Source organism: Nocardia sp. NPDC049707, from assembly GCF_040674855.1.
In the GTDB taxonomy this organism is placed as follows: Bacteria; Actinomycetota; Actinomycetes; order Mycobacteriales; family Mycobacteriaceae; genus Nocardia.
The window spans coordinates 64982-85297 of the sequence record NZ_JBFANN010000035.1; the positions used below are offsets into that span (position 1 = coordinate 64982).

General features: G+C 64.0%; 1 protein-coding gene. It reads right to left on the reverse strand.

Annotation, left to right across the window (positions count from 1 at the left end):
* Positions 1–334: 334 nt before the first annotated feature.
* A complete protein-coding gene (locus tag AB0J29_RS26765) occupies positions 335–19912 on the reverse strand; it encodes an alpha/beta hydrolase (RefSeq protein ID WP_364791862.1) in 19578 nt (6525 codons plus the stop codon).
* Positions 19913–20316: the final 404 nt, after the last annotated feature.

Genomic DNA, 20316 nt, shown 5'->3' on the forward strand with positions numbered 1-20316 from the left:
GATACTCGAGGTAGTCGAAGCCGTGGCGGAGCAACTCCGCTCTGAGCTCGGCATAATCCGGTTGGTTTCCGAGGACTCCTTGTCCGGTTTCGGCCGGGGCGCTGGTGCCACTCGCGGTCGGCCCGCCGGTAGATGATCCGGGGTTCGGTTCATCCGGAATATTCTGAGGGGGGTCGCTGACCGGGGACGGTGTGGCGGCGTCGGGTTGCGTCTCGGCAGTGGACGGTTCGGGTTTGCCCCAGAATTGGTTGTCGTCGCCGTTGTTATGGTGGTGGAATTCGAGGAATTGATTGTTGAGGTTTCGGCGTTTGTTCGCCGCGCCCCCGTGGGGGATTTAGGGGAAGTGCGGGTCGACGGGGTTGGGGTCGGTGTGGTGGAAGAGTTCGACCCCGGGAGGCAATGGGTTGGACGGGAGTCCACCGGCGGGGCGGCGGTCGGTCGTGCCTTCTGCGCCGGGGTTGTCTGGTTGGGTTTGGGTCTCGTCGGTTGCGTCGTCCTGATGCTGTGGTGTCGCGGTCCCGCCCAGGCCGCGCAAACGGTCCGCGAATGCTGTCTGGAGCTGTTCGATGTCCTGATCGCGCAGCTGCTCTGCCGCTGGTAGCGCGATCCCCAGCCGTTTCGCTACTTCGCCGAGCGGGTGTCCGTCGACGGAATGGGGCATTGCGAGCTTCGTTACGCCGGAGCGCTGTCGGTTACTGGGCGCGGTTTGTTCGCCGCCGGCTTCGTCGAGCCGTGCCATGGCGTCTAGATGTTCTGCCAGGACGGTTTCGGCGATGGCGAATAGTCGTTGTGCGGCGGCTTCGGTGTCGGTGGATTGTTGTTCTTGGGTGGCGCGGGCGAAGACCTTGACTGTGAGGTCTCGTGCGATTCGTGGGTTGCCGAGCGCGGCCATGAGTCGGTGGTAGACCTGGCTGTCTTCCACAGGTGGTGCGGGCTCGTCGGAAACGTCCGCAGGACCGGCGTTTCGCGCTACGTCATCGCGTTCCGCGATCGAGTGCCGTGCGATGTCCTGATCGTGCTGCGGATCCGGCGCGCTGTTCGGCGGTTCGAATGACGGACCGGTGTGGTCGGGTGTGGTTACATCGGCAATATTCGAGGTCCACCAGATCAGGTCTCGCACGCGGCCCGATCCGGTTGCCGGGGGGCGGTGTGCGGCGCGCTCAGCCTCGGCGGCGCGGCCGGCGGATACCAGGGCGATGTTGTTCAACGAGGTGGTCGGTACCCGACTCGAGAGATCGGCGAAGGAGTAGTAGCCGCCATGGATCTCTTTGACCTTGAAGGAGCGTCGCGGCTGCGCGCCGGTAAGTCGGACCGCCCCCCATCGTCGGCCCGCGGGGTCGACCCCGTGGCTGAAGCCGAAATACCGCTCGTCCGAATCCTCCCCAATGTCGCCGCCGACCTTCGACACCGGATCGCGGTCGTCGGCCACTACATACACATTTTCGGCACCGATGCCGAATTCTTCGGCATGTTCCATTGGTAAGCCTGGTGAGCCGGTGATGACGATTTGGTCGATATGCTCGGCGAGTTGGCCGTTCTGCCCCGCGAAGCCGAGTGTGGTGGAGCCGTAACTGTGGGCGGCCACTGTACGCAATCGCTGTGATGTGGCGCCGGTCAGTTCGGTCCAGGCCTCGCGGGTCGCGTCGTAGGCGGCGATATCCGCGGCCACGATATGTGCGCCTTGTTCGGCGAACTCCGATGACCACAATTCCTCGAGCGAGTTCGGATGGTGGTAACCGATATCGATAATGGTCACCGCGGTGACATCCGGTGCGTGCTGCGCCGATACTTCGAACTGGGCGATACCGGATTTCGCGCGGAGCGGCAGTTTCTGCAAGGTGGTTCCGACGCCGCCGATATTTCGGGTGACCAGCTCACCTTTGTCGGCATCATCGATGGCCACCGTGCATCGGCCGTCGCCGTCGTATGCGGTCGCGTCGTAAGCGATCAGTTGTATTACGGGAGAACCGATATCGCGCACTTCCCGCTCGATGGCCGCGAGTTGTTGGCGAGTTCGAACCAGATTGGTGAGGTGCCGGGTTTCGGCGGGGGTCAGCACGCGGCTGCGCCCCACCTGCCGCAGCTGCGTCAGGAAGCCTTTCGGGCCATCGGGTTTGCGTTTCAGGAATTCCTCGATATCGAGATTGATGGAACGCCGGTTCGCGACGTCGCGTTCGGCATACAAGACACCGTCGGCATTACCGATGATGTGCGGATGCACCGCGATCATCGCGGCCCGTTCGACATCGCTGAGCGCATGCCACCAGTGTGCGACTTGTTTTGCGCGCGTGGCCGATTGCTCAACTACCTGATCGGGATCCACCGGGGCGGTGAGCGACGGCAGTGACGCACCCGCCCCCAGATAGTCCGGCAGTTTGGCCAACGCACCCTCGGCCAGGCGGATCTGCTCATCCGTGGCTTCGAGCTCGACCGATACGGACCGGGCTTCGCGCTCCTGGATCTCTTGTTCGATCGCGTCGAGGTCTTCCTCGGACGGCGCGGTCGCGGGTGACCGATCGGTGGACCCGAAAACGCTGTCGACGATACGGGTCCACGCAGCCCGTGCGCGGTCAGCGGCTGGGCGGTCAGTCGGCGTCTCGGGCTCGGCTGTTCTCGCGGCGGGAGCGGGTGTGGTCTCGGATTGCGCGCGGCGGAGTTGCTTCGGGTCGTCCCATGGCACGTGGTCACTTGGGATCTCGTCGTTGTCGATATGACCGAGAAGCTGGTCCGGCAGGCGTCTGGCGCGGGTCGGCCCAGCGGCGCGGTGGCGTTCCGGAGCGAAGGGGTTGTGTCCGGGGTGCTGGAAGGCCATCTCGGCGGGGGGCTCGTCGATTGTGGTTGCGCCGGTCGGGGATGCGGGATCGGGCTGTGCGGAGGCCTCGCTGGTCGGATCGAGCGAGGTTTGCGTATCGGCGGCGCTCTCCGGATGTTCGGTCGCCTCGAGCCACTTCTGGTAACTTCGGACCGGCGCGAGCCATTCCACTGCGTAATCGGTGGAATCGCTGGCCATAATAATTCCCAAATTGTTTCCGGAAAGAATTGTCGACCGCAGGTGTAACGAGTACGAGTACTGGTCGAGATAACCGGAGTAACGATCATGTTCGGGCCGGGTGATTGCGCTATTGCTGCGCATCGGATCGTCGGTCTGCAAATTGAAGAATACCGACAATATTTCGTTTTCGGGAAGATCTCCGTACTGTTCGAGTGTCGCTTCGTATCGGGCGCGCTGCTGGTTCGGCATCAATTCGGTACGCAAATTGAAAGGTGCCCCTGCGGGGTCGGTCATGCTGTTTGTGAGCACGATGACGTCGGAGTAGTTTTGACGGTCTCTCCACTCCGCCAGTGTCATAGGCCGCATCGGTTCGAATGAAGGGTCGATGACCATCGTGATCAGCTGGCCGTCTGTGTCGAGCATCTCGATTGTGGCGGCTACGTGGTTTCCAAAAGAATCGTAGAAGGGGTTGTGATACTCACCCGGCGCTGGAAGTGTCCACCGCCCGTCGATGGCCATCTGCTCGTCGGTGGTCTTCGCACTGACAACGATAACTTCGACCGGACCGATGTTCCATCCGGCAAAGCGCGCTCCTTCGAATTCGACCACGCGGTCTTCGAGGCTTATAATTCCGACCCCTGCTCTGAGGCGATCCGAAAAGGAAGCCGTGATCTGTCTGTCCTTCTTCATGACTTCACCGGTGCGATATGCCCGCTCCAGTCCGTCCGCCGAAAGATCCGGCACGAATGATCGTGCGATCCCCAAGGCATTCCGATCCACTCCGATTCTCAGTAATTCGGCGAGGATGGCTTCCGCCTTCTTGGTGCATGCCGTATTTATGTCGAACGGTAGGGGGAGTTGGGCGGCATGAACGGTCAGCGACCGAACTTCATCCGGACCGTAAGGCGCATGCGAAACTGGCTCCGCATCGGCCGGTGTGGGCAAGTCCAACGTAGGAAGATCGTCGGATTCCGCGCGCGTGTTTTCGGCGACAACTACTGCCGAGCGGTTCAAGATGATCCAGATGTCGGCGGCGCCCGGCTCCCGCACGTAGTAGGCGTCGTAGCCACGGACGGCTGCGAATCGACCAGGATCGGACAGGATTTCGCGCTTGATGGAAAGGTCACGCAGGCTCGCACGGACTTCAGCGGTCTGCTCACGTGCGGTAAGGCGTCGTTCCTCGTCATCGAGGGCGATTGTCACCGCATCCATTTCGGCACGCAGACTGGTGAAGTCCGTCCATCGCGCGCCGGGTCTGAGTGCCATCCGGCTGACACCCTCGGGTCGGTCATCGGCATAGCCGAGCGCAACTTCCCTGTCGCTGCTCGCGTAGATCCCGATACCGAAGGAAGAACTCAACGGTATCGCGGTTATGTACCGACCCATACTGAATTCGTCGCCATAGCGTAGGTCACGCACACCGCGGAACATCTCCGGGCTACCGGCGTCTACCAGGGCATCCACTTCTTCGGGCCCGGCGACCGTGGGCAAGGCGTCGAATCCTCGAGTTCGCGCGATGTACGTCATGGCGGGATCTTCAATCGGATCGTCGATGCCAATAGGTGCATCGAGGTGCTCGGAATCGGCTCTGCGGTAGTCCAATTGGTCGATCAGATCCCGGCCGCGAGTAAGCCCCTGCGCTTCGTGCACTGAAGCAGCGGCAGCTTGCGCTTGGTGTACATCGGGGGTGGTCGGGGTTTCTGCTGTTCGACGCAGCGCGAGCACTGTCTGCGCGAGCAATTCGGGAAAGCGAGGGTGATCCACCAGCGAGTTGAACGCTCGGTCGCGCATCATCATCGGATCCTGAAAATCCGACCGCAGCCGCAGACGTTCTTTGGCGACCGCGTCGCGGAGATGCCTTACCAGCTCGGCAGCAACGTGCAATGGTTGGAGATCGGGCAGGCGAGCGGCGCTCGCCGCGAAGGTCTCGCTCGCTATTTGGAGTAGTTCGAATGCGGCGGCGGCTTCGCGAGTTCGGGTCAGGTAGTAGCTCGTAACGGTGACGACATTCGGCAGGAATTCTGCCGCAGCTGCGGTGAAGGCCCGGTCTGATTCCGTTCGCGTCGGATCGAAGGCGTCCGATTCCGAACGCAGTGCGCCGATTGCGCGGGCGACATCGGCGTCGAATCCACGGACCAGTCCCGTCAGCAGGTAGCCGTCGATATACTCGGACCAATCTGTCCCATCGTGCTCGCGTACTTCGAAATGGGCCGCTAGCCCGTTGATTGCCTTGATTGCGGCGTTGGTGTCCCCGCGGTGCTCGACTTTCGGCCTGGTCTTCCTGGGGAACCCCCAATCCTCGGACCAGGGCATCGTTTCGACAGCCTTAGTCATGTTGTCGACCATGCGTCCGAGGTGCGACGGAAGAGAGTCCAGGAAATTCAGTTCGTTTTTCGGCTTGCTGAATGGCTCGGGTATGTCCTCGGGTGCATTCAAGCGCAGCGCACCGGCGAGGTCGAATACCGCGTTCGCGGCGGCCAACAACGCTCGAACAGCTGGCAGGCGAGTCTCGAGATCCCGGGCGAGGTCGAACAGCGTCGCGTAGTCGGGGATGTTTCCCTGATGGGTATTCGCCTGGATGCGGTGGCACTGTTCCCATATCAGGACATTGAGCAATCGCGCCGCGGCTACCGCGGCTTCGACCGGCGGTTGCGCACCGTGACGGAAGGCGTCGAGATGCGCGGCGAGTTCGGCGGTCGTGTCGGCGATCAGCTGTTGTGCGTCGTCGTCGGACAAGGTCGCGGCCCAGTCGTGCAGCGTGTGATAGGCGACGAGTGTGTCCGGGTTTTGCGGGCGAGGGGAGGCCGTCGATGCTGTGGCATCAGTCGACTGATCCGATTCCGAGTGCGCCGCAACGGCTGCGGGCTGCGTATTGCCGCTCCAGGGCGTGGACCTGCTGGACTTGCGGGGTTCGCTGCTCCACGGTGTTTTCCCGACCGGACGTGCCGATTCCGTTGCGCCCGCCGCCACGTTGGTCTCGATCGGCGACGATTCGGCGGACACGGTGTGCTGAGGTGCGACCGCCTTCGGATCCGGTTGGTCCGCAGGAGTTCTCGGTTGGGCATCGGCGGTTTTCGCGCTTGCTTGGTTGTTCGGTGTTTTGTTCGAGGTGTCGGGTGATGTCCGAACCTTGGTCGCGGGATGCTCGGGCTCGGCGTTGGCGGTCGCGGGTCGCGCACCATCGAGTCGCGGATCAGGCAGCGCACGTTCGGGATTCGCGCGCGCATCGCTGTCCCGGGCGATATTGCTCGCGTTTTCCGCTGGCTCGCGGCGTGCGCGCGGCTGCAGTTCGTCCCGCCCGGGGCCATCGCCACCGAAACGGTTGATTACCCAGGGGGTGCCTTCGTCTCGATGCCTGCCCGCCTTATCGACCGCGCCGTCGACGTCGATCCCTCTGCCTTCGACGCGGGGCGGCCTGGCGCCACGGCGGGGCATCGAATCCGGTTTATCCGCATCGGTTCCCGTGGGGCTCGCGCCGGTCGGAGTACTGGCCTGGGGTGCCGGTTGCGCATCGGAATTCCGTGCTACCGACGGAGCGGAGAGCGTCACGCCCGATGCGGCCAGCCACGGGGCGGTGAGATGCGTGTGCAGGATGTCGAATGCGGCCGCGAGTTCTGTCGCATGTGATCCCTGTGTCAGATCCGAATCCGAAACCCGGGCTGTGGTTTCGGTGAGGTCCAGCGTGAACGTTCCGCTGCCGCCGTCCAAGAGGTTGATTGTCAATGGGATCGATAGCTGGGTCGAAGTCGACTGCACGGTGCCGACGGTCACCCAGAAGCCATTGCCGCTGCTGCCGAACACCGTGGCGGCATGTAACCCATCTCGATCGAGCAATTCACGGACAGACGGCACGGGCCCGACGGCCAAGGGGCGCCACATCTCGCCTTCCAGGGTGCCGACGATCTTGATCGATGACGGATCAATCTGGTGCGTAATCAGCCATTTCCGATAATGCGTGGAGAATTTCAGCTGAATATCGGCATCCTGCTCGCCGTTCAGGAACGTTCCGCTGTGGGCCGGGCTCGACTCCTCCAGCACGCCGTTCGTGATCCGCCAGTAACCGAAGATGATCGGTCCTTCATCAGGATTCGTATATGTGCTGTACAGCACCGCGTGTGGTGCGAACAGCCGCTCCGTGGCATCGCGGATCTCGCTGTAGTTAACCGTCCGGATATCCTCCGGGTCAGCGCCGATCAGGAAGTATTCTGATTCGTTGGTGGTGTACTTCTTGCCGTCCTGACCGTAGAACAGCCCGCCCCTGACGGTCGGGCGTCGTATCGTGCGCCTCGCATCGCCCACGACCGCCTCCGGCTGGTAGAACGCCGGGTCATTCGGTGGCCGCACTTCGTATTCGATATGGGGAGGCGGCGTCCAATCCGGCATATTCGTTCTCGCCGGAAGCGGGGTGAGGCCCCGCCGTTCGGCCTCGGCGGCGGCAAGTGCGGTGAGATGGTCGTGTACTACCACCTCGCCCTCGGTCGGCGTCAGGGTGGTGACCTCGGCGGCCACCATCGACTCCGCCTCGGACTCCTTCGGATCAAGAGCCCCGTCCTTTTGGCGGATGCCGTACGAGCTGAATTGCCGCGCCATCCACGCCCTGAGCCTCCCGATGTCCTTCGAGCCGTAGGTCGTTTCGAAGTAGCTCTTCACCACGGAGTGCATATCCGACCCGTTGCTCGACAGCAGCCTGCGCAGCCCATGCGTCAATTCGTGGATGGCGAGGCAAAAATACGCGAGATCGGGGTCGGAGCGCAGCCGTCCGGCAGCCGCTTGCTCTATTGCGTCGGCGCGCATTCGCGCCGGTGCGGCCAGCCACAGTTCGTTGAATTCGATACCGTTACTGGACACGTGGGCGAATGCGTCTATGTCGTCCCCAGGAGCGCTCCTGAACTCCCACAAGTCGGTGAGCACCAGGAATTCGGTGCGCATGTGCTGTACGGCGGCAGCGATCTGACCGGCGGTATCCAAGGTGATGCCTGGATTGTCGAACGCGATCATGCGGAAACTATTGTTGGCCCGCATTTCCGCGATTTTGGACAGCTTGGCTTGCTGCTCCACCGGTGTCACCGGATGGTATTCTGCCGCCAGTTCCCGCAGTTCGCGGTAGTACGCGGCTCTCTTCAGTGCAGAGCTGGTCAACAGGTCGTGCACGATCTCCTCCCCGACCGAGGCGCTGGTCGGGTCATGCTCCATGGCCGCGAAGGCTCCGGCCAGCGCCGCAGTGGCGTTGAATCGCCCGTCGCGATCCTTTCCATAGGTGCGGAACTCGCCTTTCCGCCAGGCGTACATCGCACCCGGAGACCAGCGCGTTGGCCCCTCGTGACTGCTTTGATGATGGTCGGCGAGCCCGGTTGCGTAATAGTCCGCACCCTCCCCACCCGTGTTGTTCAGTGAGTAGCCGAACTCACCCAGGACCAAGCCATAGATCGCCTGATCGAGAGGTCCTACGGCCCGCCCGGCGTGCACCATCTCGGTCCATGTCTGAGCCCGGAACTCCGGATCGGTTGCGAAGGCATCGGATAGCATGATCGACCGCGTTAACGGATACCTCGTATCGGTTCCTTCGACATGGTCGCTCACGATGAATCGTTGGCTGTCCGAGACGGGCCCGATCCCGATCTGGTGTAGTTGGACGTGCGGGTACTTCGTCAACAGCACGTGTATCGCCCGAGCGAACTCACGAACGACTTCCACTGTCACACTGGGTAAGTCGAATCCGAACATGCGGACCGCGTGTCTGCGCCACATCTCCGTGGCCACCTCCGCGCCCGATGCACAGGATGCGAACGGATCCGGTGTGGAACGATCGATGGCACTCGCCGACACCACGAAATCGCGGACTGCGCGTGCGAAATGCCGGTGCTGTTCGCGCAGTTCCTCGGGGTAGCCGGGATCGTCGAACGGTAGTCGTTGTTCGGGGGTGGCGGTGCGCCAGTGGTGTTGGAGTCGCCCGTCGTGGATTCTGCTGCTGAGGTGCTCGGCGAATTCGTCACTCGAGATATCGGTGCCCGAGCTCATGGCGTCGAGAACGACCGGCAGTGCGATCTCGGCCAGGCGTAGGTATTCCGATAGCACGTCGTCCGGCAGCGTGTGGAAATCCGTGGTGGCCAAGGGGACTCGATCGCCGCTGGCGTGGGCGGCCTGCCATGTCTGATCGGTGGTGGTATCGAGGGCGGTGTCATATCCAGCGGTTGTACTGGGTTGCTCGGCAGCTCGAACGTTGTACAGCTGAGCGGCCAGCCCGACGACAAGCGAACGCGGGGGGTGCGCGAGTGCGTCACTGTTCGACTCGACGGGATCGACCCCTCCGGCTTCGGAGTCGCTTGCAGTTGAACCTGTTCCATGCTCGTGAACAGGTTGGTCGCGGTTTTCGGGGGTGAGTGGTTGGTTGCCGGGGAGATTGTGGAAGAAGACACCGCCGTGTTGGAAGGGGGTGAGGCGTTGTTGTCTCCCGGAGGTGGGTTTGTTGTCCATGGCTGTGTCGAGTTGTGCCATGGCGGCTCGGTGTTCGGCCAGAACGTTTTCGGCGATCTCGGAGAGTCGTTGTTCGGCTGCCTCTGGTTCGGTGGGTAGTTGTTCTCGGGCGGCGCGTGCGTGGACCTTGGCGGTGAGGCTTCGTGCTATCCGCGGATCGCCGACTTGGGCCATCAGCCGGTGGTAGACCTGGCTGTCTCCTGCAATTGCTACAGGCTGCTCGGAAACCTCGGTGGGATCGCCGGAATCTGTTGCGGTGGGCGCTGATTCGATGTCGGTGGTGTTGACGTGCGCCTGCCCACTCCGCACGTCGTCCACGGCGGCGGCGAGATCGGCTACATCGGAACGCGGTGCCGAGGTAGCCGGTCCAGCGAGGTCCTCGCCGACGGTGTCCTCCGGTCGGGTGTCGGCATTGTCGCCGCGCTGATACTCGATCACCGCATTGCCGGATGACGGCCGGGCATCCGGAGCGTCGGCCTCATCCTGCTCTGTTCGGGCATGCTTGATCACATTGCGGAGTCGAGCCAGTGATTCCTGGTGCCAGTCCGGGCATCCGTACGCCTCGAACAGCGGCAGCAGTGCCTGGAAGTTGCGTTCGTATCTGCGGAGTTGGGACCGGCTTCGTTGGTTTGCTGCCCACTCATAGGGATCGGGCCGGCGCTTGCGATCCACACTGCTGACATAACGCCGAGAGAAGGGGCTGTCCGGAGGGCTTACCGGCTTGCGGAACGCAAAGGCATGGTCGTGGCCGTACAGGCGGTCCCCGTCCTGCAGCACGTTGTCCTTCCGGTCCCAGTTGCTGATGACGACATCGAGCAGGCCCAACGGATCCGCATCAGGATGGTTCAGCAACGCCTCCATGGAACGGACCCCGCTTGGATCCTCCGCTGAAGTCGGGAGGGGCTCGCCCGGCAGCCATGGCATCCGCACGGCGTCCTCGCCAACCTCGATCACCGGCGGTACCGATGCTTCCATCGCTTCACCGGACGCGGATCCGAGTACTTCGGCGGCCAGATCCTCCGGCTCGAGTCCGCTCTTCTCGACTGCCCACAAACCATCGGGATAGATGAGTAGCTCGGTGATGCTGTTCTGGCTGAACATGTGGTCCGGCGTCAACCGAACAGGTGGTCCAGAGCGTTCGGCTTGGGCGAGCCGCGCGGCGAATTCCGCTCTGGTCATCATGCGACCGCCTGGTGTGTTGCTGGTGGCGGTCGTGTCAGGGGAGCGGTCGCTCGACGGTGTCGCGGGTTCCGGCGCGCCGGAATCGACATCGTTGTTGAACTGAGTTTGCGGGTCCGGGGGCGGCCCACCGACGGTCATGCCCGCGCCGGATCCGCCGCCGGATGGTGATATGCGATTGGCTTCGGCAGTGGCAACGGCGCGGTCGGCGAGGAAGAAGTTCTCGATCGCCTGGACGAGTTGCCGCAGCTCCGGTTCGCTCGTCGCATCGGCCAGCGCGCGTAGCTCCGTCAGCAGATCGTCCGCGAACGGGCTTGCCGACGGGCCGGGTCCCGATAGTCCGAGTAGGTTTCCTAGTTTGCGATCGAGCTGCTCGCCCGGATCAGCGAGCTGCTGCTGTGTACCAGAATCGGCCTGAGCCGCATTCGCGGCTTCGGTGTCCCGAAGCAGGGGGAGCCGCAGTGCCATCCAGTCGACGAGGAGGTTCAGATCTGCGGCTGAAGCCACTGCCGCCCAGCCTGTTTCGTCCAGCCCTCGAATCCATCGTTGGGCGATGGTCACCGCCTGCCGTATCCACCCGGATCGCACCAGATCCGGGACGACGTCCAGCACCTCGGTCAGTTCGGCCCGCGCCGCTTCCAGGCGGATACGCAGTTCTTGCAGGCGGGCGCCCGGATCGTCGGTCGCTGTGTCGACGGGCGCGTCGCTTCCGGTGAAGGTGGCTCTCGAGGCGGTCAGCCACGGATCCACAATTCTGGTGTGGAATTCGTCGATCGCGGCGCTTACCCTATCGGCATCCTCGCCGAGGGCGATATCGGTGTATCTGGCTGTGATTACGTCATTTTCGCGCGTGAGTACCAGAGTGATCCGGCCCGGCTTACCGAGAACCGGATTGATCGAGAACACGATCGATAGCGAGTCGTCTGCCGGGACAATGGCCGTGACGTACATCCAGAACTGGGCAGTGGCCCCAGGGAATATGGTGTGAGCGCCGGGAACTGTCGCGCTGGTGCTTTCGCCTCGCTGATCGATCAGTTGACCAGCGGTCGGCACGCCAACCGGGATCTGCTTTCGCCACAGGTCTCCCAGGATGCTGTCGTCGAATTCGACTGGTACCCCGCGCTCAGCCATTTCGAACAGACCCTGGGCAACGTACTTCAGGTCGGCTGATGCCGTTGGCAGCATCTGACTGCCGAAGACGATGCGCACTTTTCGGCCACCGTCCATGTACCAGTGCCCGAATGCGTATAGGTGTATATCGGGATCGGAAAATGTGTTGTACAACAGGGCATGCGTCCCCGGGTACGGCATCGTGCGGTCGCCGTTGGCCGTGAGGAAGAAGACATCACCTTCCGGCCCGGTGGTATAGGGCGCGTCTTCGTCACGAATCCCACCCCCTATGGCGGGGTACACATTCGTGTAGTCGAGCGTCGCGGCCGTTTCCGGCGTGTACATGTACATGTCCGGTGGCATCTGCACGGCGTCGTATCGCGTGCGTCTGTCGGTTCCTGGCGCGGTTGCGGCCTCGGTACCGGTTGCGATCGACCGGTTCTCCTCTGGACGGGGCGCATTGCTTCTCGCAGGTGCTTCGCTGTCGAGCGGTTGCGTAGCAGACTCCGTCGCCCAACTCGTCTCGTCGCCTATCCGGTTCAACAACTCCTGGATCGCAGGGGGAACCGATTCGGTCTCCGTGCTGTGACTCGGCGTACCAGCACCCGGTCCAGCGGCGGGCTGATCAGTTGCGGGATCTGCCTCCGAAGCGCGTGCGGCGGAATTGGCTTCAAGGTCCGTGCGTTCGGTCGGTGTGTCCGAGGCGTGATCGGGTCGCTGTCTGCCGCCCCGGGCAGCGCCGCCGCCATTGTTGTGGAGCACGCCGAGCCCGGGCACTCGTTGGCGTGCCGGTTTCATCCACTCCTCTTCGCCGTCCCAGCGTTGATCGCCGCCCCCGATCGCGTACGGGAGGCCGCGCCCTGGTAGCGGGCGTGGTGTGGGAGGGGTGCTGGTCGACGCGGGCGCGGTATTGGCCGCGGTTTGCGTCGGTGGTATGTGCTCGCGCGACGCATCTGTCCTCGGCCGCTCCGTATGCGACTGAGTACCCGGTTGGCCCGCATCGGTCCTCGCGGGTGCAGCACCGGTTGGAGCACCCGGTGCTGAGGGTTCGCCACGAACAGCTTCGACGCCGCGGGGCAATATATCGGCTGCCGGTTCTGGCCGTCGTGGACCGAAGGCTGCCAACGCCGCGGCCAGATCGCGGACTGTGCTATCGGCGGCTGTGTAGTCTTCCAACGCGGCTGTCAGCCGCTGGTCCAATTCCGTTATGGTGCGGGTACTTCCGGTCCTGGCGGTGTTCTGGAGGTTCAGCCAGTCCGTAATCCACGATGTGTTAGCGCGGAAGTTCTCGACCAATGTCGCCAGTTGATGTCGACTGATCAGGGTTCCCGGTTGCTCCATGACCGCAATCAGGGCCTCGAGTGCCGCGAAATTATCTTGCAGCCCCCAGTAGCGGCCCAAAGCCTGGTCCAGCGCGGGGCTGTCCTCTTCCGCGTCATCCACGGCCGCCGCGGCCGTCGGCAGTTCCGCGAGGATCCACTCCGAGATCATTTGCAGCACATCGAGGTCGACGCCCTGCAACAGGCCCGTGCTGTCGGCACGCACTTGTACGTCTGTGTTTGCCGCGGCTAGTTGGGCAGTGACCTCAGCCAGGCGACGAGCAGCTGCCTCGAAACGGTCGGCCGCCTCCGCCCCCATCCTGGCCCGTTGTGCGGCGGTGGGTTCCAGCTGTCGGAATTCGGACTCCGCGGCAAGCGCCCGCTCTGCTGCGCGTAGCCAGTTGTCCACCGCATCAGCGAAATGCCGCAGCAACCGGTGCCGGGGAGCGGGAATCGGCGGATTCGGGTCGCTCTCGACGGTCAGCAGCTCATCCAGTAGCACGAGCGCATTTTCGAGTCTTGCGAGCCGTTCTGCCTCTGTGGGCGTCCTATCGGCCGGATCGAATGCCGCGTCGGCATGTTCGGCGGCGACCGCGTTACGTAACGCCTGCAGGCGATCGACGCTGTTCGAAATGGCATACGGTGACGGGGCGGAGTCGATGGGTTCCGCGCTGGGATATGAGCCTGATCTGTATGCGGGGTGCTCCTGTTCGATAGGTGCGGTCTCCGGCGCTGTGCCCGAAGGCGGTGCGTTGTTCGGCATCTGTGGTCCAGGATTAACCGGGCCGAAGTCATGTTCGCCGTCAGCCTGCCTCGGCCGGTCGTCCGCAGTTGATGTTGTCTCCGCCGGGACTGTGGGCCCGAGGACACGCTTGACCTGAACGATTTTGCCTGCGAAGTCCTCCGTGATTTCGATCAATGCGTCCGGGAACCGACTTAACAGAGCGGCATCGATCATTCGGCGCACTTTTTCGAACTTCGGGTTGCCTACGTCTGGATCTTCGTGGGCGATCCAGACGTCCCGCCGTCCGTCATCGTGAATGCGATACCAGATCATGCATTCCACTACGAGGTCGTCGAATTCGATTCCGATTGTCAGCGGACGCCCGATCGCGGCTCGCAAATCAGGATGGCCTGCCCGGCGGGCTTCCACCGCATGCAACACCAGGGAATCCGGTCCACTCGCCGGATCGACCCGCGTCACCACCCCGGCCACGGAGGTACGATGCGGGCCCCGCATCCCCTTCACCACATGGGGGATGATGGTGCCCGTAACGGCTTGTTCGTCGCCCGTTGGGTTTGTCTGCTGGCCAACGGTCGCATCATCCGATTGCGGTGCGGTGGGCGAAGGCAGCGCGCTCAGATCCCGCGCCGGTTCGGTTCGACCGCCGCCGCGTTCGCCGCCGTTGCCGCTCCCAGAACCATGCGCCCCGCTGCTGTCCTGCGCGCCGTCCGGATCGCCAACGGCGCCTTCGCCTTCGGACTGGCCTTCGCCATGCGCTGCGGGAGTTGTGTCGGCGTGCTGGCCGCTGGTCTGCTCGAATGCACTCCGTAGATAGTGCATCGGGTCGGTGAGGTCGCCGGGCTTCGTGAACAGGACCGTAGCGCTCGTGTGTTGCCCGACTGGACCCGCCGCGTCGATGATCCACACTCCCGTGAAGCCGGATCGCACCGCCATCTTGCCGGTGAAGGTATTGCGCGCCGCCTCCTCCGGGGACAAATCACGCGCAATGCCCTCGTTGAAACTGTCGATATTGGAGGTACCGATCGGGTCGGTGACATCCCATGAGCCCGCAATCGCTCGTACCTGACCGCCGATCGAATCCATCATGTCCGCGAACATGACGTGCCCAGGTGTACTCGGCCCTCTCCGCACCTCGAAAGCCAGTAGACCGTCCCCGTACACCTGGCCTTTGATCCTGGCTTCGGCGCTGCCGTCGTAGTTCTTCTCGAACTCCCGCGGTGCCTCGTCCGTCGGTGTCTCGGCCGCCGTCCGGCTCGGTGGCACTACTTGTGGCGACTCTACGAGGTCGATGTCGGCTGGGGCTGCATCGACCGTGGGATTGTCGGGTTCGTCCGCGAGTTCGTGGGTGGTTTCGTGGTCGGGTCGCTGTCTGCCGCCCCGGGTTGCGCCGCCGCCATTGTTGTGGAGCACGCCGAGCCCGGGCACTCGTTGGCGGGCCGGTTTCATCCATTCCTCTTCGCCGTCCCAGCGTTGATCGCCGCCCCCGATCGCGTATGGGAGGCCGCGCCCTGGCAACGGGCGTGGTGTGGGAGGGGTGCTGGTCGACGCGGGCGCGGTATTGGCCGCGGTTTGCGTCGGTGTGTGCGGCGCCGGTTCTGGCTGTGCCGCAGTAACTCCTGCGGCGACTGGTTGCTCGCCGTCGAGGTGGACCACGGACTCAAGTGATTCGGAACTCGTAGCGGCAGGCTCGGGGGCCGGGTTGCCACGGCTGCCCAGGTTGGCATCCTGCATGTTCGGTGCGCTGCCGGTATCCCGCATCTCGAAGTGAACGATGGCGCCCCCGGCGCGCCCGGAGTTCATGACCCTATCCGCGACCGATTCCAGCACGTGCCTGTGTTCGGCCGTCAGCCAGGGCTCATCGGACTGGTCGAGACCGTGCACCGCCGCCCGCAGCGTACCGTCGTCGAGCAGGCGCCACCACACCATGGCGTGACCGTTGGCCACTGCGTCCTGCAGCGACATCTCGAGCATCCGTACAGCGTGTGCCCGCCTGGCAGGATCCGACCACTCGTGACGGTCCAGATATTCCTCGAACGCGCGCTGCTCGGTGGAGGCGGCGTCGGCCGAGTCGAGATGGTGTGCCGTGTGGTACTCCACCGCCAGATAAACCGGGATCAGGTCGTAATACTGCTGCTCCGCATCGAGATCGAAGTAACCCGACAACTGCTTGGTTTGTGCGGTCTCCTCGTTGCGCTCGAGCCATCTCTCATGAACCGTGTTCGCCGGATCGTGGAACCCGGATTGCGCGACCTTCTCAGGAGCCGGGAAGCCGTTCTCGTCCACCAGATCAATCAGGTCCATCGAGTCGAGACTGGCGATGTCGGTTCCCGTACGGACCATGTCGGCCACGGCGTCGACAGCGATTTCTGCCGTCTCGGCGCTTTCGGCCTGCCGGTCCTCGGGCAAGTCGCTGCTGGCGTACTTGACAATGTTGATCTGCCAGCCACCGTCTGCCCAGCGCACATGGTTGGGGCTGTCGAAACGGTGACGCTCCCGCCATACCTCGTTTGTTACTGGCTTCCAGCTGTCCACAACAGCACTCTTGCGGCGCTTGTCCCGCCAATCCTCGTGCATCCCGGCCCCCACGTATGCGATGGCGCGGCGCCGATACTTCTCGTCGTCGGACTCCAACTCGGCGCCCGGTTTGTTGAGCACCCAGTGCGCGTCGATCTTGCGCCTTTTGAAGAAGCCGTGATCGACCGCGGGATCGACATCGTTGTAGAACTGGGCGGGCGACGTCTGCCCGTCGGACGCGTTAGCTTGCGCCGCGGTGGGCGCCGCGCCAGTGGGAACATCCACTGCAGGCGGCGGTGGGTCTGCGGTGTCAGAACCGGAGTCGTCGTTGTCAGGAGCGGCGCTCGGGATGCCGAGACCTGGTGCGCCACCGAGTGGCGTATGCAGTTCGAACCAGGTGGATTTGCCGTTGCCTTGGACGGCGGCTCCGTGGTCATCCGACAGCATGGCGACGAACTCGCCACCGCGTCCGCGCTCGGCGTCCCAGTCAGGCATGCCGGTGCTTTCCGGGATGACCTCGCTTTCGTCGGTGACCGTGAATCGGGTCTTGCGGACATCGTCGGTATCCGTTGCGGTGGCGATGACCGCGACTTTGCCTTGGGTGTGCCGCAGCGAATTCGCCACCAACTCCGAGATCAGCAGTTCCGCGGTGTCGATCTGGTCCTCGGTGAGCCAGGGGAACTTCTGCCGCAGTGATCGCACCCATGCGCGGGTACTGCTTGCGGCTCGGACGCGCTCGCCTTCCTCACCCACCTCGCCGGTCGCTTCGCTGGCTTCGCGTACCACGAACTCTTCGCGGATCGGCTGCCCGGAGGGCTGGTTTTTCTTACGCTTCTTCGGCTGCGGGGTTGGTACCGGTATCGGTGTAGGTGTTTCCGGTGCCGTCTTCGGTGGTTCGGTTGGAGTCTGTGGCGGTTCGGGTTGTGGCGTGTCTTGTTTGCGTTTGCCTTTCTTGGGCTTGTCTGGTGGGGCCGACGCCATAGGAACGGGCCGCGCCGCTACCACTGGTTCCGGCAGTGGGCCGGCGAGAGTCGTGGCGGGGATGCCGCCGCGGGTGGGTTGGACGGTGGGGTCGGGGATGTATTGGGTGCTGTCGCGGTTGAGTTGCGGGGCGGCGGTGGGATCCGTTGGGGCGCCGGGGGTTTCCGGATTTGGCGGTGTGGCGTAACGAGCGGGTGGGGTGAGTTCGGTGGGGCGGTCGGCGGGTGTGGCGGGCAGGTGTGGTGCGGGGGTGTTGTTGTGGCGGGGCAGGGGTGGTTCGGAGTCGTGGACGCGCGGTTTCTGCTCGTCGTCTTCGGCGGGTGCCCCGGGGACGGCAGTGTCGGGGATGGGGACTTGTGGTCGATCGGTCAGGGGGATAGCGGGGCCGGTCTTCGGCACAGCTTGGGTTGACGGGCGCGGAATGACCGGGATGGCGTTGGGGGGTGGGCCGTCGGGTGCGTCGGGTTGTCCGGGGATTTTGTAGGTGGTGCCCGGTGGTTTGGTGTATTCGTCGGGTGCGTTGTTGGGGTATTCGTCTATCTGTGGTTGTGCGGGGACGTAGCTGGGCATCGGGGGTGTGACGATGGTGCCGATGCGGTCGGGGAATTCTTCTGGGTCGCTGTGGGTTTGGTCGTTGTCGGTGGGCTGCCCACCAGACATTGCGGGCGGTGGGGTCGAGGAGCCTGCGGTGGTATCGGGATTGGATGGTCCATTACCGCTCGGCGGCGTGGCAGCGACCAGGGCTGTCGGTGGGATCGTCTGTGCTGCAAGGTTGTTCGTATCCAGGCCGAGGGGTGGTGTGGTGGCGTGCGACTGCTGTGGCGAGTTGGCTTGTGCGCCTTGCGGTGTGACCGTGGGGCGGGGGGCGCCAGCCTCGCTGGCCGGTCGTTCGGCGATTGGTGTTGCCGCTGTGGTGGACTCGTCGAAAACCAGCTCGGAGCCGAGGTCCCAGCGGTTGGCTTGGTAGGGGGCGGATGATAGTTCGCTGAGTTCGGGTCCGCTCGCAGTTGGGACGAGTGGTTGCGCCGCAAGTTCGGTCCCGGTGGTAGTGATGCCGACGTCAGCGGTCGTGTCGGCATCGGGAGTGCTTGTTGTGAGCACCGATTGCCGTGTGGTGTGGGGTTGGCCTTCGGCGGGGATGGTTCCGGCGAGGCCCGGCTGCTGAGTATCGGGTCGGCGGCTGTGGAATTCGGCGGTGCCGGGGCGGTCGGTCGATGACGGGCTTGCCGGTGTGGTGATGGGGTCGGTCGGCGCGGGTGTGTAGGTGCCCTGAGTGAGTTGTTCCAGGGCTTCGTCCCAAGCACTCCAGCCGTAACTGGGTTCGGGTGCATTTCCGGGGGCAGTCGTTGGTTGCGTGGCGTCCGTGAGTAATTGGGTGCCACTGTTGTCGTCGGGGCGGCCGAGTTCGTGGAAGATGGCGCGGCCGATCTCTTCGATCTCGGCGATGGTCTCTTCATGCGGCCGCAGTGCGTGCCCGTCGTGGGTGGTGCGTTGGTTGGCCGATTCGGGTTCCGCCGGGAGCAGGAGTCCATCGAGCCAGCTGTCGTCGAGTTCGGTGGTGGTCGCCGCGAGGGGGCGGACCTGTGTGCCCATGGTTCGGGTGGGGCGAGTGGCCGTAGCCAGGCCGCCGCCCGTCAGCATCGTCTCGGCGAGGTTGCGGCTGCGTTGGTCGGTGCGGGTGAGGGCGGGCATGGTGAGTGCACCGCTCCCGGAGGCACTGGCGAAGGTGATGGCCAGGTCGCGTCCGGTTGTCCGTGCCGACTGTGTGGTGGCCTTCGTGCGGGCCGGTGGTGTGGATGGTCGGCTGGGCTTTGGCTTCGGTTGCGGGGTTGGCACCGGTATCGGAGCAGGCGGTTTCGGCGTCGGCTGTCGTGCTTCGGGTGGTGGCGTGTTGGGTTTGCGTTTGCGCTTTTTGGGCTCTGCTGAGGCCGAGGCCATGGGGACCGGGCGTGCCGGCACCACCGATTGCGGTAGGGGTCCGGCGAGGGTGGTGGCTGGGGTGCCGCCGCGGGTGGGTTGGATGGTGAGGTCGGGGATGTATTGGGTGCTGTCGCGGTGCAGTTGCGGGGTGGCGGTGGGATCCGTTGGTGCGCCTGGGGTTTCGGGGTCCGGTGTGGTGGCGTAGTGGGAGGGGGGATTCAGTTCGGTGGGGTGTTCGGCCGGGGTGGCGGGTAGGTGTGGTGCGGGGGTGTTGTTGTGGCGGGGCAGGGGTGGTTCGGAGTCGTGGACGCGTGGTTTCTGTCGGTCGTCTTCGGCGGGTGCGCCGGGGACGGCGTGGTCCGGGATCGGGACCTGCGGTCGGTCGGTCAGAGGTATGGCTGGGCCGGTTTCCGGCACCATGGGGGTTGTAGGGTGCGGGACGATCGGAATCGCGTTGGGCGGCGGGCCGTCCGGTGCGTCGGGTTGCCCGGGGAATTTGTAGGTGGTGCCCGGTGGTTTGGTGTATTCGTCGGGTGCGTTGTTCGGATACTCGTCTATCTGTGGCTGTACGGGGACGTAGCTGGGCATCGGGGGTGTGACGACGGTGCCGATGCGGTCGGGGAATTCCTCCGGATCGCTGTGGGTTTGGTCGTTGTCGGTGGGCTGCCCGCCCGACATTGCGGGCGGGGATGCCGAGTGTTCTGTGGTGGTATCGGGATTCGACGGCCCATGCCCAGCCAGTGCCGCGGCTCCGGCCAGCGCTGTGGGTGGGATCCCTTGGGCTGCAAGGTTGTTTGCGGGTGCGCCAGGTGTCGGTGTGCCGGTGTGCGGCTGTGGTGAGTTGGCTTGTGCGCCTTGCTGGTTGGCTTGATGATGCGGTGAATTGGCTTGTGCTGCGTGTGGTGTGGCTTGGGGTTGGGGTGTGTTGCTTTGTGCTGCGTGTGGTGTGGTCTGGGGTTGGGGTGTGTTGCTTTGTGCTGCGTGTGGTGAATCGCCCCGGCTTTGGTGCACACCGTTTTATCTGTCACCGGCTGGTTGCTCGGCGCGGTGTGCATAGTAGTCGGCTTCATACTCGGCTGGTG